At 33.6% G+C, this 15,623-nt stretch carries 11 protein-coding genes; 8 read left to right on the plus strand and 3 right to left on the minus strand.

Annotated elements, in window-relative coordinates; translation table 11 throughout:
* Positions 1-97: 97 nt before the first annotated feature.
* Entirely contained in the window at positions 98-550 is a 453-nt protein-coding gene (locus DD829_RS14350) for a T9SS type A sorting domain-containing protein (protein WP_108408641.1), read from the minus strand.
* Positions 551-914: 364 nt separating this feature from the next.
* Between DD829_RS14350 and DD829_RS14355 the strand changes: the two genes are divergently transcribed.
* Positions 915-1,181 carry a helix-turn-helix domain-containing protein gene (locus DD829_RS14355; RefSeq protein WP_228408210.1) on the plus strand — a complete coding sequence of 89 codons (267 nt, stop codon included), beginning with the start codon at positions 915-917 and terminating at the stop codon, positions 1,179-1,181.
* 1,548 nt (positions 1,182-2,729) lie between these two features.
* Complete coding sequence (locus DD829_RS14360) at positions 2,730-3,371, plus strand: DUF6266 family protein (RefSeq protein ID WP_108408645.1); 642 nt, start codon at positions 2,730-2,732, stop codon at positions 3,369-3,371.
* Positions 3,372-3,595: 224 nt separating this feature from the next.
* Here the strand turns inward: DD829_RS14360 and DD829_RS14365 are convergent, their stop codons facing one another.
* Entirely contained in the window at positions 3,596-3,913 is a 318-nt protein-coding gene (locus DD829_RS14365) for a GIY-YIG nuclease family protein (protein ID WP_108408639.1), read from the minus strand.
* A 240-nt stretch (positions 3,914-4,153) separates the two neighbouring features.
* Here DD829_RS14365 and DD829_RS14370 point away from each other — a divergent pair, with 240 nt between their 5' ends.
* Together DD829_RS14370 and DD829_RS14375 are read left to right on the plus strand one after the other, a co-directional pair.
* Complete coding sequence (locus tag DD829_RS14370) at positions 4,154-5,722, plus strand: type I restriction-modification system subunit M (RefSeq protein ID WP_108410338.1); 1,569 nt, start codon at positions 4,154-4,156, stop codon at positions 5,720-5,722.
* A gap of 42 nt (positions 5,723-5,764) precedes the next feature.
* Positions 5,765-6,976, plus strand: a complete 1,212-nt coding sequence (locus DD829_RS14375) for a restriction endonuclease subunit S (protein ID WP_116547870.1) — start codon at positions 5,765-5,767, stop codon at positions 6,974-6,976.
* Positions 6,977-7,033: 57 nt separating this feature from the next.
* On the opposite strand, the gene DD829_RS14380 is transcribed toward DD829_RS14375, so the two are convergent.
* Positions 7,034-8,260, minus strand: coding sequence for a restriction endonuclease subunit S (locus tag DD829_RS14380; RefSeq protein ID WP_165814868.1), 1,227 nt, complete (start codon positions 8,258-8,260; stop codon positions 7,034-7,036).
* Positions 8,261-8,380: 120 nt separating this feature from the next.
* Between DD829_RS14380 and DD829_RS14385 the strand changes: the two genes are divergently transcribed.
* The 4 genes from DD829_RS14385 to DD829_RS14400 form a co-directional block, all read left to right on the plus strand.
* Positions 8,381-9,307, plus strand: a complete 927-nt coding sequence (locus DD829_RS14385; RefSeq protein WP_116547872.1) for a tyrosine-type recombinase/integrase — start codon at positions 8,381-8,383, stop codon at positions 9,305-9,307.
* 81 nt (positions 9,308-9,388) lie between these two features.
* Positions 9,389-12,253, plus strand: a complete 2,865-nt coding sequence (locus tag DD829_RS14390; RefSeq protein ID WP_108410171.1) for a type I restriction endonuclease subunit R — start codon at positions 9,389-9,391, stop codon at positions 12,251-12,253.
* A 261-nt stretch (positions 12,254-12,514) separates the two neighbouring features.
* A complete protein-coding gene (locus DD829_RS14395; protein ID WP_116547873.1) occupies positions 12,515-13,399 on the plus strand; it encodes a DUF1837 domain-containing protein in 885 nt (294 codons plus the stop codon).
* Positions 13,399-15,623 (plus strand): DEAD/DEAH box helicase (locus DD829_RS14400; protein ID WP_194294697.1); only part of this gene is annotated, 2,225 nt, incomplete at its 3' end. The genes DD829_RS14395 and DD829_RS14400, both read left to right, overlap by 1 nt.

Raw genomic sequence — 15,623 nt, forward strand, 5'->3', positions numbered from 1 at the left:
TCTGATAGCTGAAAGCCTGCGGAACCTGTGCGCTTACTAAACTTGCTAAAAATAATCCTATAGTTGCGTAAAGCTTTTTCATGTTCAAATAGTTTTTTTAAGGTTTTTTGATAATTTTAATAGGTTTGATGTCGGAGTTTTTGAAAACGATCATATAAACTCCCTGTTGAAGCGGTCTGAGATCCAGTTGTTCAGAATCTAATTTAGTTTTGAAAATAAGCTTTCCGGAAAGATCATAAATTTCCGCACCTTCGATTTTTGATTTTGAATTCAGTTTAACGTAAATAAAATCGGTTGTAGGATTCGGATAAATTTTCACATGGTCTTTTTCAAGTTCTGAAACACCCAAAACCTGTAAAACAGATTGGTAAAACATTCCCATTGTTCCGGAATTCGATTTGTCAGGATCTGTAGGAATCACATAAATTTCTCCCACCGAATGCGTAAAGTTATCCGCAGAAATCGCTCCCGAATTCATATTCCCGATCACAGACTGGGCAAAACCAAAAAAAGGAACTCCGAATAAGAATAGAGTAATTTTTTTTCTCATGGTCAATAATTTTAAGGACTGCGAATATAAATAAATTTTTGATGCTGAAGATCGTTTCGGAGCCAAAAACTGTTAAGTTCTGATATGATTGCAACCGGAAGATTCGGAATGTTGGCAACTATGATGAAAATATTAATTTTTTTTAGGTAAATATCATTCATCTTTATAGAGGATTTCATCCCTCTGATTCCAGATAACCAAGATTTTAACAAAAAAAATTCATAAATTTTATCGAAGAAATGAATGATTGTATTTTATCGTTTTTTCAGCTTCTCTATCTATTAGAAAAATGAAACAATATTTTATATTTCCTCAACGTTTGAAATAAAAATTAATAACATTATTTCTTTTAAAAAAGCACAGAATGAAAAAGAAACCCAACAATCCACCGTTGTATGATGAAGAGCTGATGCATACTGTTCTGGACATTTTTTCTGAAATTCTGGATACCCTCAGGAAAAAGCAGATTACCGATTCGCAGTATTATGACAGTGCCGATGTAAAAAGGCTGCTGAATATCAGCGACAGTACTTTATTCAGAATCCGGAAATCACAGAATATTCCGTACATAAAAATCGGAAAGAAAATATACTATCCGAAATCGTTTTTCAATACAGCCCTCAAAAAATGAGGGTATTTTTATGTCTTTCGTTGGTGGGATTAAATACCAGATTCTGCTGAATGATCCGGCCATTCCTCTGTCATCCTGAGCGTGAAGCAGCCGAAGCATCTCTTTTTTATCACAATAATCTGTTGTTTTGATTATTGCTTCATGTAAATTGTGCAGATTACGCAGATATAAAATGTAACTTCTTAAATTACTTTCTAAGTATATTAAACAGCTGAAGGATCTCCTTTAATTACAATAAATAATTGTCAAATGATTTCAATTAAATATCATACTTTAAAATCAATGATTTTCTGCGCTGTCATCCTGAGCGCGAAGCAGCCGAAGGATCTTTTTTTCTTATCACAATGATCTGTTGTTTTGATTGTCGTGCGCAATTACTTCACGCAGATTGTGGAGATTACGCAGATATGAAATGTAACTTCTTAAGCTTCTTTCTAAGTATAGTAAGCAGTCGAAGGATCTTTTTTTATTACCATAAATAATTGTCCAACGCTTTCAATTGAATATCATACTTTAAAATCAATGATTTTCTGCGCTGTCATCCTGAGCGCGAAGCAGCCGAAGGATCTTTTTTTCTTATCACAATGATCTGTTGTTTTGATTGTCGTGCGCAATTACTTCACGCAGATTGTGGAGATGACGCAGATATACAATGTAACTGCTTAAATTACTTTCTAAATATAGTAAGCAGCCAAAGGATCTTTTTTATTACAATAAATAATTGTCAAACGATTTTAATTAAATATCATACTTTAAAATCAATGTCTTTCTGCGCTGTCATCCTGAGCGCGAAGCAGCCGAAGGATCTCTTTTTTTATTACAATAATCTGTTGTTTTGATTTTTGTGCGCAATTACTTCACGCAGATTGTGGAGATTACGCAGATATGAAAAGTTACTTCTTAAGCTACTTTTTAAGTATGTTAAGCAGCCCAAGGATTTTTTTTTACTACAATGATTTGTTTAAATGGAGTTGCATTGATGTGCGCTTCGGCTCCGCTCAGCGCACGGTGGAGAGTTTGGTTTACAATGATTTATTTAAAATGGAATGGCATGAAGTACGCTGAGCGGAGCCGAAGCGTAAAAATATCTGCATTAAAATTTTATCGGAGATAAAATCTTTGCGCCTTAATATATAGAGTATGTTAAAAAATATTGCGTCTTTGCGGGTTTAAACAACTTTAGGAATGATTATTTATGATGATGTGCGCTTCGGCTCCGCTCAGCGCACGGTGGCGGGTTTTATTTACAATGATTTGTTTAAAATGGAATGACATGAAGTACGCTGAGCGGAGCCGAAGCGTACAATTAGGCAGAAACTTTTATAAAATCCTCCCGAAATCCTTCGACTGTTGTTCGGTCTTTCTTCGGAAAAAATCCCATTTTTCCGAAGCCGATCCGAAGAAGACCCGAACATGATCCGAAGAAATGGGTTTTCAAACCGGTCAAAACCGGTCAAAAGCAGTCAAAACCCGTCATCTTTTTCACAGGTGCCTGAAATTGGAAAATTCTGTAATACCTTCGTTCTGTTAACCAATAAAAATGCACAAATGGCACGAATAACAAAAGGAATCCTTGGAGGATTTTCAGGGAAAGTGGGAACAATTGTAGGCGCAAACTGGCGCGGACAGGACATTATCAGAAGCATTCCCAAACCAAGCTCGAAACAGCCCACCGATAAACAGCTTCTTCAGCAGACCAAATTCAGCATGGTGATCAGCTTTCTGCAGCCGCTCAAAAATATTCAGACGAAGTATTTCGGATCGGGGAGCGGCTCAAAATCAAGGGTGAATATGGCGGTTTCCTACACCATCAGTGAAGCGTTACAGATGAATGACGATGTTCCCGAACTGGTATACAACAAGGTTCTGATCACGAAAGGTGATCTGGCAGGTTTCCAGAACGTCGCTGCTTCTTCGCAGACCGGAAATATCATTGCGCTGAGCTGGGAGGACAATTCCGCACAGGGAAACGCAGATACCGCCGACAAAGCCAATGCGGTGTGTTATTGTGAAGAGCTGGGAACGTTTGAAATTTTCGAATCCGTTGCCGAAAGAGTAGCACTGACTGCTGATGTGACAATGCCTGCTTCCTACACAGGAAAGGAAATTCAGGTATGGGTGTTTTTCAGGAATGCGAAAGAAACCCTTGCGTGTAACAGCGCGTATCTCGGGGCTTATACTTTAGTTTAATCTGAATCTCCATCCGAAAGGGTGGGGATTTTTTGTGGTGGCTTCGGCTCCGCTCAGTTACCTGGTTTTTTTGATGTGGTTTCAGGGTGTTGTTTGGCGGTGGGTTGTTTTCTTTAGTGGTGGCTTCGGCTCCGCTCAGCCACCGTGTTCTTTGATTTGATTTTTTGGGGGTGTTGGACTGTGGGTTGTTTTCTGTAGTGGTGGCTGAGCGGAGCCGAAGCCACCTATTCATCTTTTATAAAAAACATACTGTGGGTTTCATTCATGCATTCTGCCGCTTTTTTAAGCTCTTCGTTCCAGCCATTAATTAAAGCTTCTTTTTTTCTGCGGCTCCATCCCTGAATTTGTTTTTCTCGGTAGAAAGCAAGATCAATACGTTCAAATTCTTCAAAATAAATAAGCTGTACAGGAAGCCGATTTTTAGTGTGATGAGCACCTTCTCCTTTTTGATGCTGCGAAAGTCGGCGTTCAAGATCGTTGGTGCTGCCGGTGTAATAACTGCCATCTGAGCAGAGAAGAATATACATCCATCCTTTTATCATTTGTATTTTTTTTAAAGATAGTATTTAATTTGAATGCGGTGGCTTCGGCTACGCTCAGCCACCGTGTTTTTTGATTTGTTTTTTTGTGATATTTGATGATGTGTTGTTTTATCTGTAGTGGTGGCTGAGCGGAGCCGAAGCCACCGTGTTTTTTGATTCCTTGATATGATTTTATTTTGTAAAAAATTTTTATTAAAATGTAGAAAATAATATCTTTAACGTTTTTAATTAAGGATAACCATGTCAGAAGAACAGAAACGCCAGTTGCAGCAGCAGCTTTGGAATATAGCGAATACTTTAAGGGGGAAAATGGATGCGGACGAATTCCGGGATTATATTTTAGGATTTATTTTCTACAAATATCTTTCGGAGAAAATTCACTTTACAGCGAATAAAATTTTGCTGGATTCGGGAGAGGATATTGATTACAATGATGTGGACGAAAATACTGAAGAAGGGAAAGAAATTGTAGAAGCCATTTATGAAGAAGTGGTTGAAGATTTAGGATATTTCCTTAAACCTTCGGAACTTTTCAGTAATATTGCCAAAAAAGGACATCAGAAACAGGAAGGGAAATCTAATTTTATTCTGGCTGAACTTACAAAAATCCTTAATAATATTGAGCAATCCACATTAGGGACAAACAGCGAAGATGATTTTGAAGGACTTTTCGATGATCTGGATCTGACTTCGGCAAAATTAGGAAGGACAGAGGACGAAAAAAATACCCTAATCTCCAAAGTGCTGTATCATTTGGATGATATTGATTTCAATTTATCAGATACCAATGCTGATGTTTTAGGTGATGCTTACGAATATCTGATTGCACAATTTGCAAGTGGCGCTGGTAAAAAAGCAGGGGAATTTTATACGCCTCAACAGGTTTCTACCATTTTGGCAAGAATCGTGACGAGCAGAAAATCACAGTTAAAATCTGTATACGACCCGACTTGCGGAAGTGGTTCGTTACTTTTACGTGTTGCCCGTGAAGCAAAAGTAAGTGATTTTTACGGTCAGGAAATGAACCGTACAACTTATAACTTGGCGAGAATGAATATGATTCTTCACGGGGTCAATTACAGCAATTTTGACATCCGTCAGGAAGATACGCTTGAAAAACCTCAACATCTTGATAAAACTTTTGATGCGATTGTCGCCAATCCGCCTTTTTCTGCAAAATGGAGTGCGAATGAACTACATCTTTTGGATGAAAGATTTTCACAATATGGAAAATTATCACCGTCTTCAAAAGCAGATTTTGCGTTTATCCAGCATATGATCCATCATCTGGATGAAAACGGAATTATGGCTGTCGTAATGCCGCACGGCGTTCTGTTCCGTGGTGCAGCCGAATTGGTGATCCGAAAATATCTGATTAAAGAAAAAAATTATCTGGATGCTGTGATCGGTTTACCTGCCAATATTTTCTACGGAACAAGTATTCCTACCTGTATTTTAGTGTTTAAGAAATGCCGTGAAGCAGATGAAGATATCCTGTTTGTAGATGCAAGTAAAGAATTTGAAAAGCAAAAAAATCAAAATGTATTGCTACATTCTCATATTAATAAGATTGTTGACACTTATCAAAACCGTACGGTAACTGAAAAGTTCAGTCATAAAGCGACTTTACAGGAAGTTGCCGATAATGATTACAATCTAAATATTCCTCGCTATGTCGATACTTTTGAGGAAGAAGAGGAAATTGATATTCAGGCGGTAATGGCAGAAATTAAGGAGCTTGAAGCAAAGCGTTCTCAACTGGATTCTGAAATTGAAGTTTATTTGAAAGAGTTAGGTCTTGTTTTTTAAGTATCCTTAATTCTTTTACTAACGAATAATAATATAACTGAGATGACAGAAGAAAATAAAAGTATCGGAAAATTTCCTAATTTGCGATTTCCGGGGTTTGAGGGGGAATGGGAAGAAACAACTTTAGGAAATTTAGGAAGTATAATAACCGGTTCAACACCGCCGACAAACGAAGCTTCTTTTTATAATGGAAATCGCCTATTTATTTCTCCAGTAGATATACAAACCAGTAGATATATTTTCAAAACTAAAACTACACTAACAGAAAAAGGATTTAATAAAGGCAGAATAATAAGGAAAGGAAGTACATATTTTGTATGCATTGGTTCTACTATCGGTAAAGTAGGACAAGCAACTGAAGAATCAATTACAAATCAGCAAATTAATTCAATAATTCCATTTAATAACGATGATGATTTTGTATTTTCACTATTAGAATATTCTTCAGCTAGAATAAAATCTCTTTCAGCAGAGCAAGCTGTACCAATTATTAATAAAACAACTTTTTCAAATGTCCAAGTTATTATTCCTAGTATAAAGGAACAAAAAAAAATCTCATTATTTTTTAAGCTTTTAGATATTAAAATCCAAACCCAAAGGAAAATAATTGAAGATTTAAGATTATTAAAAAAAAATATAACTAAAAAGATTTTTAATCAGCAGATAAAATTTAAGAATACTAATCAAGAAGAGTTTTCAAATTGGGAGTTAACGTCGTTAGAAAACATTTTAATCAAGTATGAAGAAAAGTCTACGTATAGTAATCAATATCCAATTTTAACGTCGGCAAGAACTGGTATTTATTTTCAGAAAGATTATTTTGACGACAATGAAGTAGCTAGCAAAGATAATACGGGTTATAATGTTGTTCCTAAAGGATATTTTACATATAGACATATGAGTGATGATACTATATTTAAGTTCAATATAAATGATATTTGTGATAAAGGTATTGTGAGTACGCTTTATCCTGTATTTACAACTACAGGAGTAAATAATTATTTTCTAAAAGAGTATTTAAATGAAGGTCAAGAATTTAAAAACTACGCTCTCTTACAAAAACAAGGCGGCTCAAGAACATATATGTATTTCAATAAATTAAGTAGATTAATGTTATATTTCCCTCCTATTGATGAGCAAAATAAAATAGCAGAATTTTTAAAAATTCTTGATGATAAAATCAATTTAGAAAACGAGCTATTAACTCAATATGAAAATCAGAAAAAATATTTATTACAAAATCTTTTCGTTTAAAAGATTCGGATTTCGAGAAAGGCTTGTGAAAGTTTCAAACCTTGATAAGCCTTTTTATCAAACAAACAAATTAGCCAAAAGAAACTTCTTCTGAAGCTCTAACCTTTCTAAAATTTGTTTTTCTATTTCTATTTTTTCTTGAATTGAAGAAAGAAAATTAGCTATTTTTGTTTGTTCATCTTTACAAGGAAGTTTTACATTTAGTTTTAAGAATTCTGTTTTAGACATATTGTATCTTGTGCTTCCTTGTGCAAGTTTTATTATTTCATTTCTGAATGTATTGCTTCTGAACAGAAATTGTGAAAATTCTGGAATAAGTTTATCAAACGAAGTAGCTCTAAAACCAAAGCAAAAACTATTAAGATATACATTATCAACATTTTCTAATAAAACCGAACTCATTCCAATCTCTTCAGGAGTTTCAGAAGAAATAGTAAAAAATACATCACCATACTGAACCGTATTTTGATTCTCATTTTCTTCAACATCAACAAAAGCGCAATTTTCTATATTGATTTTAGCTGAATCAAATATTTGCTTGTACTGAATATACTTTTGTCCTACTCCAAAATGCTCTTTTGTTTTTCCAGATAATCCGTTAAACGTATTTCCTAAATCACTCAATTTAAAATATTTCCATTGTGAAAAAATATTTCTATTGCTGTCTTTAAATCTCAATTTTTGTTCAAATATTAAATCTTTGAGATTTGACATTTGGGATTTTAGTTGGGAAATTATTTTCTTTTGGGTTTGAATTCTTTTGTCAATCTTCTCTATGAATGAAGAAATTTTTTCTTGTTCAATTATAGGTGGAAGATATATTTTCTTTGACTTTATTTCTGAAGATGAAATTCCTTTAATAGAAGTTCCTTGTACTTCGTTAGCAGCTTTTTTCATCACTTTAGAAAGCTGAAAAGCTAAATAAAGTTGATTACATTTTAGTTCAGATATATTTGTAAAATCCTGACTTGTACATACATCATTAAATGATAATGCTACTTTTCCAACTCCAACTCTCGAAACAATTAATACTGAAGGTGCTTTACATAATTTTGTAGAAGATTTTTCAATTGCATCTTGAGTAATAAATCTACTAATATTAATTTTAAAAATATTATCTTCTTCTAAGTCAGAAGAAGATATCCAAGGAATGTTCCCATTCCAAAATTTCTCATTAGATGAAGAGGGAGTTCCTCCTCCTGAAAAAGTTCCCAAATCACTCAAAATTTTCTCTTCCCATTCCCCCTCAAACCCCGGAAATCGCAAATTAGGAAAGAAAGTCATAATTATCTCCTTTCTGCACATTAAGGAGAAAATTATCCCTTAATTCTTTGTAGAGGAGATAATTTCTAATCATCATTAACTTTAGGATTTTAAATAATAAATATTAAAACCAAAAAAATTATGACAAGAAAGAAAACATTGGCAGAAATCGCTGAACTGTGGAAGAATGACAAAAAGCTGTATGTGAAAAAATCAACCTTTTCGGCTTATGTGCTGTTGCTGGAAAATCATTTATTGCCTGTATTCAAAGACTATTCTGAGATTGAGGATGATGAGGTACAGAAGTTTGTATTTCAAAAACTCGAACAGGGCTTAAGCCAGAAAAGCATTAAAGACATCCTGATTGTTCTGAAAATGGTATTGAAGTTTGGAGCAAAAAATAAATGGATTGATTTCATCAATTTCGATGTGCAGTATCCCACAGTTCGCGAAACTCACACCATTGAAGTCTTAAGCAGAACGCATCAGAAAAAAGTGATGAACTATATTCAGGAGCATTTTACCTTTAGAAATCTGGGGGTTTACATCTGCCTTTGTTCGGGAATGCGGATTGGGGAAATCTGTGCCCTGACCTGGGAAGATATTGATACGGACAACGGAATTATCAATATCCGCAAAACCATTCAGCGAATTTATGTGATTGATGGGGGAGAAAGAAGAACGGAACTTTTGATTGATTCGCCTAAAACCAAAAATTCGATCCGTGAAATCCCGATCAGCAGAGATTTGCTGAGAATGCTGAAACCGTTTAAGAAAATTGTAAATCCTGCTTTTTATGTACTGACCAACGATTCTAAACCTACAGAACCCAGAACCTACCGAAGTTATTACAAAAACCTGATGCGCTATCTGGAGATTCCGGATATTAAATTCCATGGTTTGAGACACAGTTTTGCCACAAGATGCATTGAAAGCAAATGCGACTATAAAACCGTGAGTGTTTTGCTCGGTCATTCTAATATCAGTACAACTCTGAACTTGTACGTTCATCCCAATCTGGAACAGAAGAAAAAAGCCATCGACCAGATGTTTAAAGCGCTAAAATAGTTGCAGTTGTCTCCGATTATTTCTTACATTTGGGAAAACTAAAACAACTTTGTCAAAGTTTTTAACCAAAACTCAGTACGAATGTCAAGCCAGCCGGAATATATTTTAGAGCAGAAATTAGTAGAACAGTTACAGCAGTTAGGGCATAAAAAAGTGACGATTCGCAGCGAAGCGGATCTCATCAGAAACCTAAAAACTCAGCTCGAAGTTCACAATAAAAAAACATTTTCAGAAAAGGAGTTTGAAAAGATCCTCAATCATCTTTCTAAAGGAAATGTTTTTGAAAAGGCTAAAACGTTACGGGATAAATTTCATTTTATAAAAGACGACGGAACTTCAGAATGGATTGAATTCATCAGTCAGGATCACTGGTGCCAGAATCAGTTTCAGGTCACGAATCAGGTGGCACAGGAAGGAAATTTTAAAAACCGGTATGATGTAACCATTCTTATCAACGGATTACCTTTGGTACAGATTGAATTGAAACGCCGCGGTCTGGAAATGAAAGAGGCGTTTAATCAAATCAACCGTTATCATCATCAGTCCTTCAATTCCGGAAGTGGATTGTTTAATTATGTTCAACTGTTTATCATCAGTAACGGTGTCAATACAAAATATTATTCCAACAACGCAAAACAGACATTTAAGCAGACTTTCTTCTGGTCGGATGAACACAACAATAACATTACACAGCTCGACCAATTTGCCCCTGCATTTTTAGAACCTTGTCATATTGCCAAAATGATCACCAAGTATATTGTTCTGAATGAAACGAATAAAATACTGATGGTTTTAAGACCTTATCAATATTACGCGGTTGAGAAAATTGTTGACAGGGTAAGAAATACGGATAAGAACGGTTTTGTCTGGCATACAACAGGCTCAGGAAAAACACTGACTTCCTTTAAAGCAAGCCAGATCCTGAAAGAAATTCCTAAAGTGGAAAAAGTTGTTTTTGTGGTGGATAGGAAAGATTTGGATTATCAGACTCAAAAAGAATTTGATGCTTTTGAAAAAGGAAGTGTGGATGCTACGGAAAATACAGCCCATCTGGTTAAACAACTTTCCGATAATACTAAACTTATTGTAACGACTTTACAAAAGTTAAATACGGCAATTACCAAAGAAAAGCACGGCAATAAAATTGACAAGCTGAAAGATAAAAAGGTGGTTTTCATTTTTGATGAGTGTCACAGAAGTCAGTTTGGAGATACGCATCAGAACATCAAAAAATACTTTAAAAATGCCCAAATGATAGGCTTTACAGGAACTCCGATTTCTGAAGTGAATTCAATTGGGAAAATAGACGGCGCTCCGGCAACAACGAACAGACTTTTTGAAGACTGTCTGCATAAGTATGTGATTACAGATGCCATTCGTGATGATAATGTTCTGAAGTTTTCTGTGGAATATGTGGGAAGATACAAGGAAAAAGAAGGAAGCAATACGTATATTGACACGGATGTTGAAGCCATAGATACACAGGAACTGCTTGAAAGCCCGAAACGTCTTGAAAAGATTGCAGATTATTTGATAGCAGAATACGGAAGGAAAACGCATAACGGTACTTTTAATGCAATGTTCTGTGTAAGCAGTATTGATGTTTTGCAGAAATATTATGATCTTTTCCAGAAGAAAAAAGAGGAAAACAGGCACAATTTGAAAATTGCCACTATTTTCAGCTATGGAACTAATGAAGAGTCTAAAGATGCCACCGGAATTTACGAAGAGCCGGAGTTGGGAATGGTCGCAGAACCACAGACACAATATGGAGATTCTCACAGCAGAAATGTGTTGGAAAGATACATTGGTCATTACAATGAAATGTTTGGAACCAATTTTACGACCAAAGACAGCCAGAGTTTTTACAATTACTACAATGACATTGCTAAAAGAGTCCGCAGTAAAGAAATTGATTTAATCATCGTAGTGAATATGTTTCTGACAGGATTTGACAGTCCGCAACTGAACACTTTATTTGTCGATAAAAATCTGAAATATCACGGATTGATTCAGGCATTTTCACGTACCAACAGATTATTGGGCGAAAAGAAATCACAGGGAAACATTGTTTGTTTCCGTAATCTGAAGTCTGCAACCGATGACGCAGTGACTTTGTTTTCCAATAAAGAAGCGATTCAGGAAATTATCATTCTGCCGATTGAAGATTATATTGAGCTTTTCAATTCAGCTTTGGACAGTTTAAAAATTGTTGCTCCAGAAATAGACAGTGTCAACAGCTATCAAACCGAACAGGAAAAGTTTGAATTCATCACCGCTTTCCGTGAAGTAATGCGCGTTTTGAATGTATTGAAATCATTTGCAGATTTTGATTTCAATAAGCTGGAAATGGATGAATATGAGTTTGATGGGTATAAAAGCAAATATTTAGATATTTGGACGGAGCTAAAACTTCTGAAACCTGATAGTCAAGGAAAAGTAAGTATTTTAGACGATGTCGATTTTGAATTAGAACTCATTCATCAAGATGAAATTAATGTAAGTTACATTCTCTCACTTTTAGCCAATCTTACCGATTCAAATCTAAAAGGTGATAAGTTAGAAAAAAAGAAAAAAGAAATCCGGGATATCCTTTCCGGTGATGCAAAACTCCGAAGTAAAAAAGAACTGATCGAAAAGTTCATCGAAGAAAACCTTCCTCATATTTCTGACGGAGACAATGTGAACGAAGAGTTTGAAAAATACTGGAACAAAGAAAAAAACTCGGCTTTCGAAAAAATAGCAACCGAAGAATCTTTAAACAAAGACCGTTTCAGAGATGCTATTGATGATTTTCTTTTTACTTCCAAAACTCCTAAAATAAGTGACACTCTAAAGCTGCTTGAGATAAAACCAAAGCTTACTGAACGCAATAATATCGGTAGAAGAATTATTCAGAAAGTGCAGGATTTTGTGGAGGTGTTTATTGATGGGGTGGCTTCGTAGAAATTAAAAATAAATCGTTTTTACGGATTCCCGTAAATTTTTGTCTATAGTATTTGATATTTTTGAAATTTAAATATTTTTCAATCTTTGTAAATGCAGAATTATACTAAAAATAAACAAAATTTATAAAATTACCCAATAAAAATATTTAAGGTCTTTTGTTTTAAAATATTAGAAATAGATAATTTTTTAAAGTGATTGGAATTTTTCAAAAAATATTAAAATAGAATAAATAAAGCATGTGATTGAAAAAGTTAAATTATGGACAAATACCTAACTAATACTGAAAAATTGATAAATCATATCTATTGGTTTTATGAAGATTTGGAAACGCTACCAAAGAAAGACCATTATGGATTATCTATAAATTATACAGATTTGAAAGAAAGAAAAGACGATTTCCTTTCGGAATTAACAAACACAGTTGTTAGTTGGGTTTACAACAATAGTAAATCTAAAGATTTATTTGATAAGAGATTTGCTGAAACTAGTGACTACGGAAATGCGGCGAATTTTTTAACCAATCAAGCTTATAAAAAATTTAGGAAAGGATATCCTCAAGGGCAATTTGGAGAACTATTATTGTTCAATTTGATACAGCATTATTATAAAGCTGTTCCTATTTTAAGAAAACAGAGAATAACAACTTCTGTTGGTCACGAAAGGTTTGGAGCTGATGCTATCCACTACAAAAAACAAGGAGATGATAATGTTTTTATTTTAGGAGAATCTAAATGTTATGAGAGCAAATATTCTTTCAATTCAGCATTTGAAACATCATTAAACAGTGTTGTAACTACTTTTGATTTGTTAGATAAAGAAATCGACTTGTATCTCTATGATGATTTTTTAGAGCCTGAATTAGAAGATGTTGTTAAAACATACAAAGCAGGAAAATTACCAGATGTGAAATTTGAATTGGTTTGTATGGTTGCTTACAATGAAACTACTAAAATTACTGGAGAGAATGAAAAAAATATTAAAGAAGCAATAAAAACAATCATAAAAAATCGTTGCAAAAGTTTTGATCAGGAAAAATTCAAAATTATAAATGAAGCTTTGTTGACTCGAATAAATTATATCGTTTTCCCGATTTGGGAATTGGATATATTGTTAGATGCATTTCAATCTAAAGTTGGTTCATAATGGTACTTTTACTAAACAAAACTGATAAGCACAATGACTTAATCTGCTATTTGCTGAATTTTGAACACCAAGCAATAGCAATGAAATTGGATTTAATTGAAGAATCTGACATAGCAATTACGGAAGATAGGTTGTATCAAGCCATTGGTGTAATAGATTATTATTCGAGAAATTCTGACGAAGAATCAAAACAAATTGTGATTGTTCTATCATCAATTCTCTATACTTATAAACAGAATCATTGGACAGAGCTAAATCAGTTTTTAGTAATTGTTTTGTCAAGAATCGGATTTGCTCCATCGGCTATTATGGTTGATGATGAGTATAGTAATGAAAGTAAGACATTTAGTGCTTTAAATAGCTTTATAAGTCAAATTAGCACAACTTTAAATCAGTTAAAAAATGAGATTTTCATAGATAAACAATTATATCTTCTAACTGATTTTCAAAAAAGGATTTGGGAAATGAGTAGTGAGTCTAAGTTTTTAGGAATATCTGCCCCAACCTCTGCCGGAAAATCATTTGTTATCCTTTTAAAATGCATAGATAATATTATCAAAAAAGGAGGGAATATTGTCTATGTTGTACCAACGTTGAGTTTGATAAATCAAGTTGTAAATGACTTTCACGATAAACTAAAAGAGTTTTCTTTAGATCATTATGAAATATTGACAACATACAATGAAAAGAGAAATAGTAATATTATTTATGTTCTAACTCCAGAAAGAGCCATTTCCGCATACAACGAAAATGATAAACCTTTCGGTGATGTTAATTCATTTATTGTTGACGAAATACAAAATATTGAACGGCTAGAAAATGAAAAAGATGAGAGATCAAAAATATTATTTGATAGTTTAATTGAGCTAAGTTTTAGCTATAGTCCTGATTTAATTATTTTCAGTGGCCCACGAGTTACAGGGCTAAAAAGTTTAGGATTTGATATTTTTCAAGAGGTAAGCTCAAATGAGCTGAGTGCAATATCATCTCCTGTGACAAATTTCACATATAGTATTCTAAAAAAAGGAAACAAATACTTTTTTAAACAATACTCCCAGATTAACAACGATTGCTCTTTAATTGAAATTCAAAATACTGATTATCTCAAGATTGGTGGTAAACAGTATGATGATAAGTATTTGTCATACCTAAGCATCATCATCAACAAATTAGGAGTTGATAGTACAAATATCATTTTCTCCCCAACTTCAGGAACTGCGCGAAAAATAGCTATAGATTTAGCAAATAAAAATGAAATCAAGAATTCTAATCTGTTATTAAATGGTTTAATAAAGTACGTTTCTAATACAGTTCATTCTAATTATGATTTATGTAAAACTTTAGATAATGGTATTGCATACCATCACGGTAAAGTACCTTCCCACATAAGAAATGTTTTAGAATTTGCTATCAAAAAGAAAATGATTGACACGATTGTGTGTACAACTACATTGATGCAAGGTGTTAATTTACCCGCACAAAATGTTATTATGCGGAATGGATATCTCTCGACAAGAAATATTCAAGGTGAAATGCCGAAACTAACGAATTATGAGATTTCTAATTTAAGAGGACGTGCTGGAAGACTTTTAAAAGATTTTGTAGGTAGAACTTTTGTTTTGGACGAAAATGCTTTTGATAATCAAACAGAAAAACAAGGTGATTTGTTTAAGGATGAAAATAAAGATCTGCAGAGTGGATATGGTAAGATATTTACGAGCAATAAATCAAATATAACTGATGCAGTATTCAATAATAAAAGTAATGAAAACTTGCCAAGTGAACTTGGAAAGGATAGTAAATTTCTAATAACTTATATCAGATATAATATTTTGAAGCACGGTATGAATTGTGTGAAAAGGTTAAATTCTGTTGGTATTGATTTAACAATTGAGGATATTAAATTTATAAAAGATGAACTTGATAAAGAGCTTAAAGTTCCATCAAATGTATGTTTAAAAAACAGATATATTGACCCCTTAGTAGTTAATGATATTTATTTAAATATTAATTATTTTATTATTCCAACTAATATTAATGAAAACAATTTATCTCATCATTTTTTTAAGCTTGTTGGTCAAATAAAAACTAAGTATCCTAATTATTACAGCAATTATTTTGACGGTGATTTGTCGGAGTCTTTTTTCTATACAGTTAGTCACTGGATGAGAGAAAAACCACTTAATAAAATACTTTCAGGTGATTATTTTAATGACTCTAATAA

It is taken from the genome of Chryseobacterium sp. HMWF035, from assembly GCF_003094695.1.
Taxonomy (GTDB): domain Bacteria; phylum Bacteroidota; class Bacteroidia; order Flavobacteriales; family Weeksellaceae; genus Chryseobacterium; species Chryseobacterium gambrini.

What these genes read in the sequence shown, in the direction of transcription:
- DD829_RS14350 (WP_108408641.1), bottom strand. Translation starts at nt 550, where the DNA reads ATGAGAAAAAAAATTACTCTATTCTTATTCGGAGTTCCTTTTTTTGGT.
- DD829_RS14355 (WP_228408210.1), top strand. Translation starts at nt 915, where the DNA reads ATGAAAAAGAAACCCAACAATCCACCGTTGTATGATGAAGAGCTGATG.
- DD829_RS14360 (WP_108408645.1), top strand. Translation starts at nt 2,730, where the DNA reads ATGGCACGAATAACAAAAGGAATCCTTGGAGGATTTTCAGGGAAAGTG.
- DD829_RS14365 (WP_108408639.1), bottom strand. Translation starts at nt 3,913, where the DNA reads ATGATAAAAGGATGGATGTATATTCTTCTCTGCTCAGATGGCAGTTAT.
- DD829_RS14370 (WP_108410338.1), top strand. Translation starts at nt 4,154, where the DNA reads ATGTCAGAAGAACAGAAACGCCAGTTGCAGCAGCAGCTTTGGAATATA.
- DD829_RS14375 (WP_116547870.1), top strand. Translation starts at nt 5,765, where the DNA reads ATGACAGAAGAAAATAAAAGTATCGGAAAATTTCCTAATTTGCGATTT.
- DD829_RS14380 (WP_165814868.1), bottom strand. Translation starts at nt 8,260, where the DNA reads ATGACTTTCTTTCCTAATTTGCGATTTCCGGGGTTTGAGGGGGAATGG.
- DD829_RS14385 (WP_116547872.1), top strand. Translation starts at nt 8,381, where the DNA reads ATGACAAGAAAGAAAACATTGGCAGAAATCGCTGAACTGTGGAAGAAT.
- DD829_RS14390 (WP_108410171.1), top strand. Translation starts at nt 9,389, where the DNA reads ATGTCAAGCCAGCCGGAATATATTTTAGAGCAGAAATTAGTAGAACAG.
- DD829_RS14395 (WP_116547873.1), top strand. Translation starts at nt 12,515, where the DNA reads ATGGACAAATACCTAACTAATACTGAAAAATTGATAAATCATATCTAT.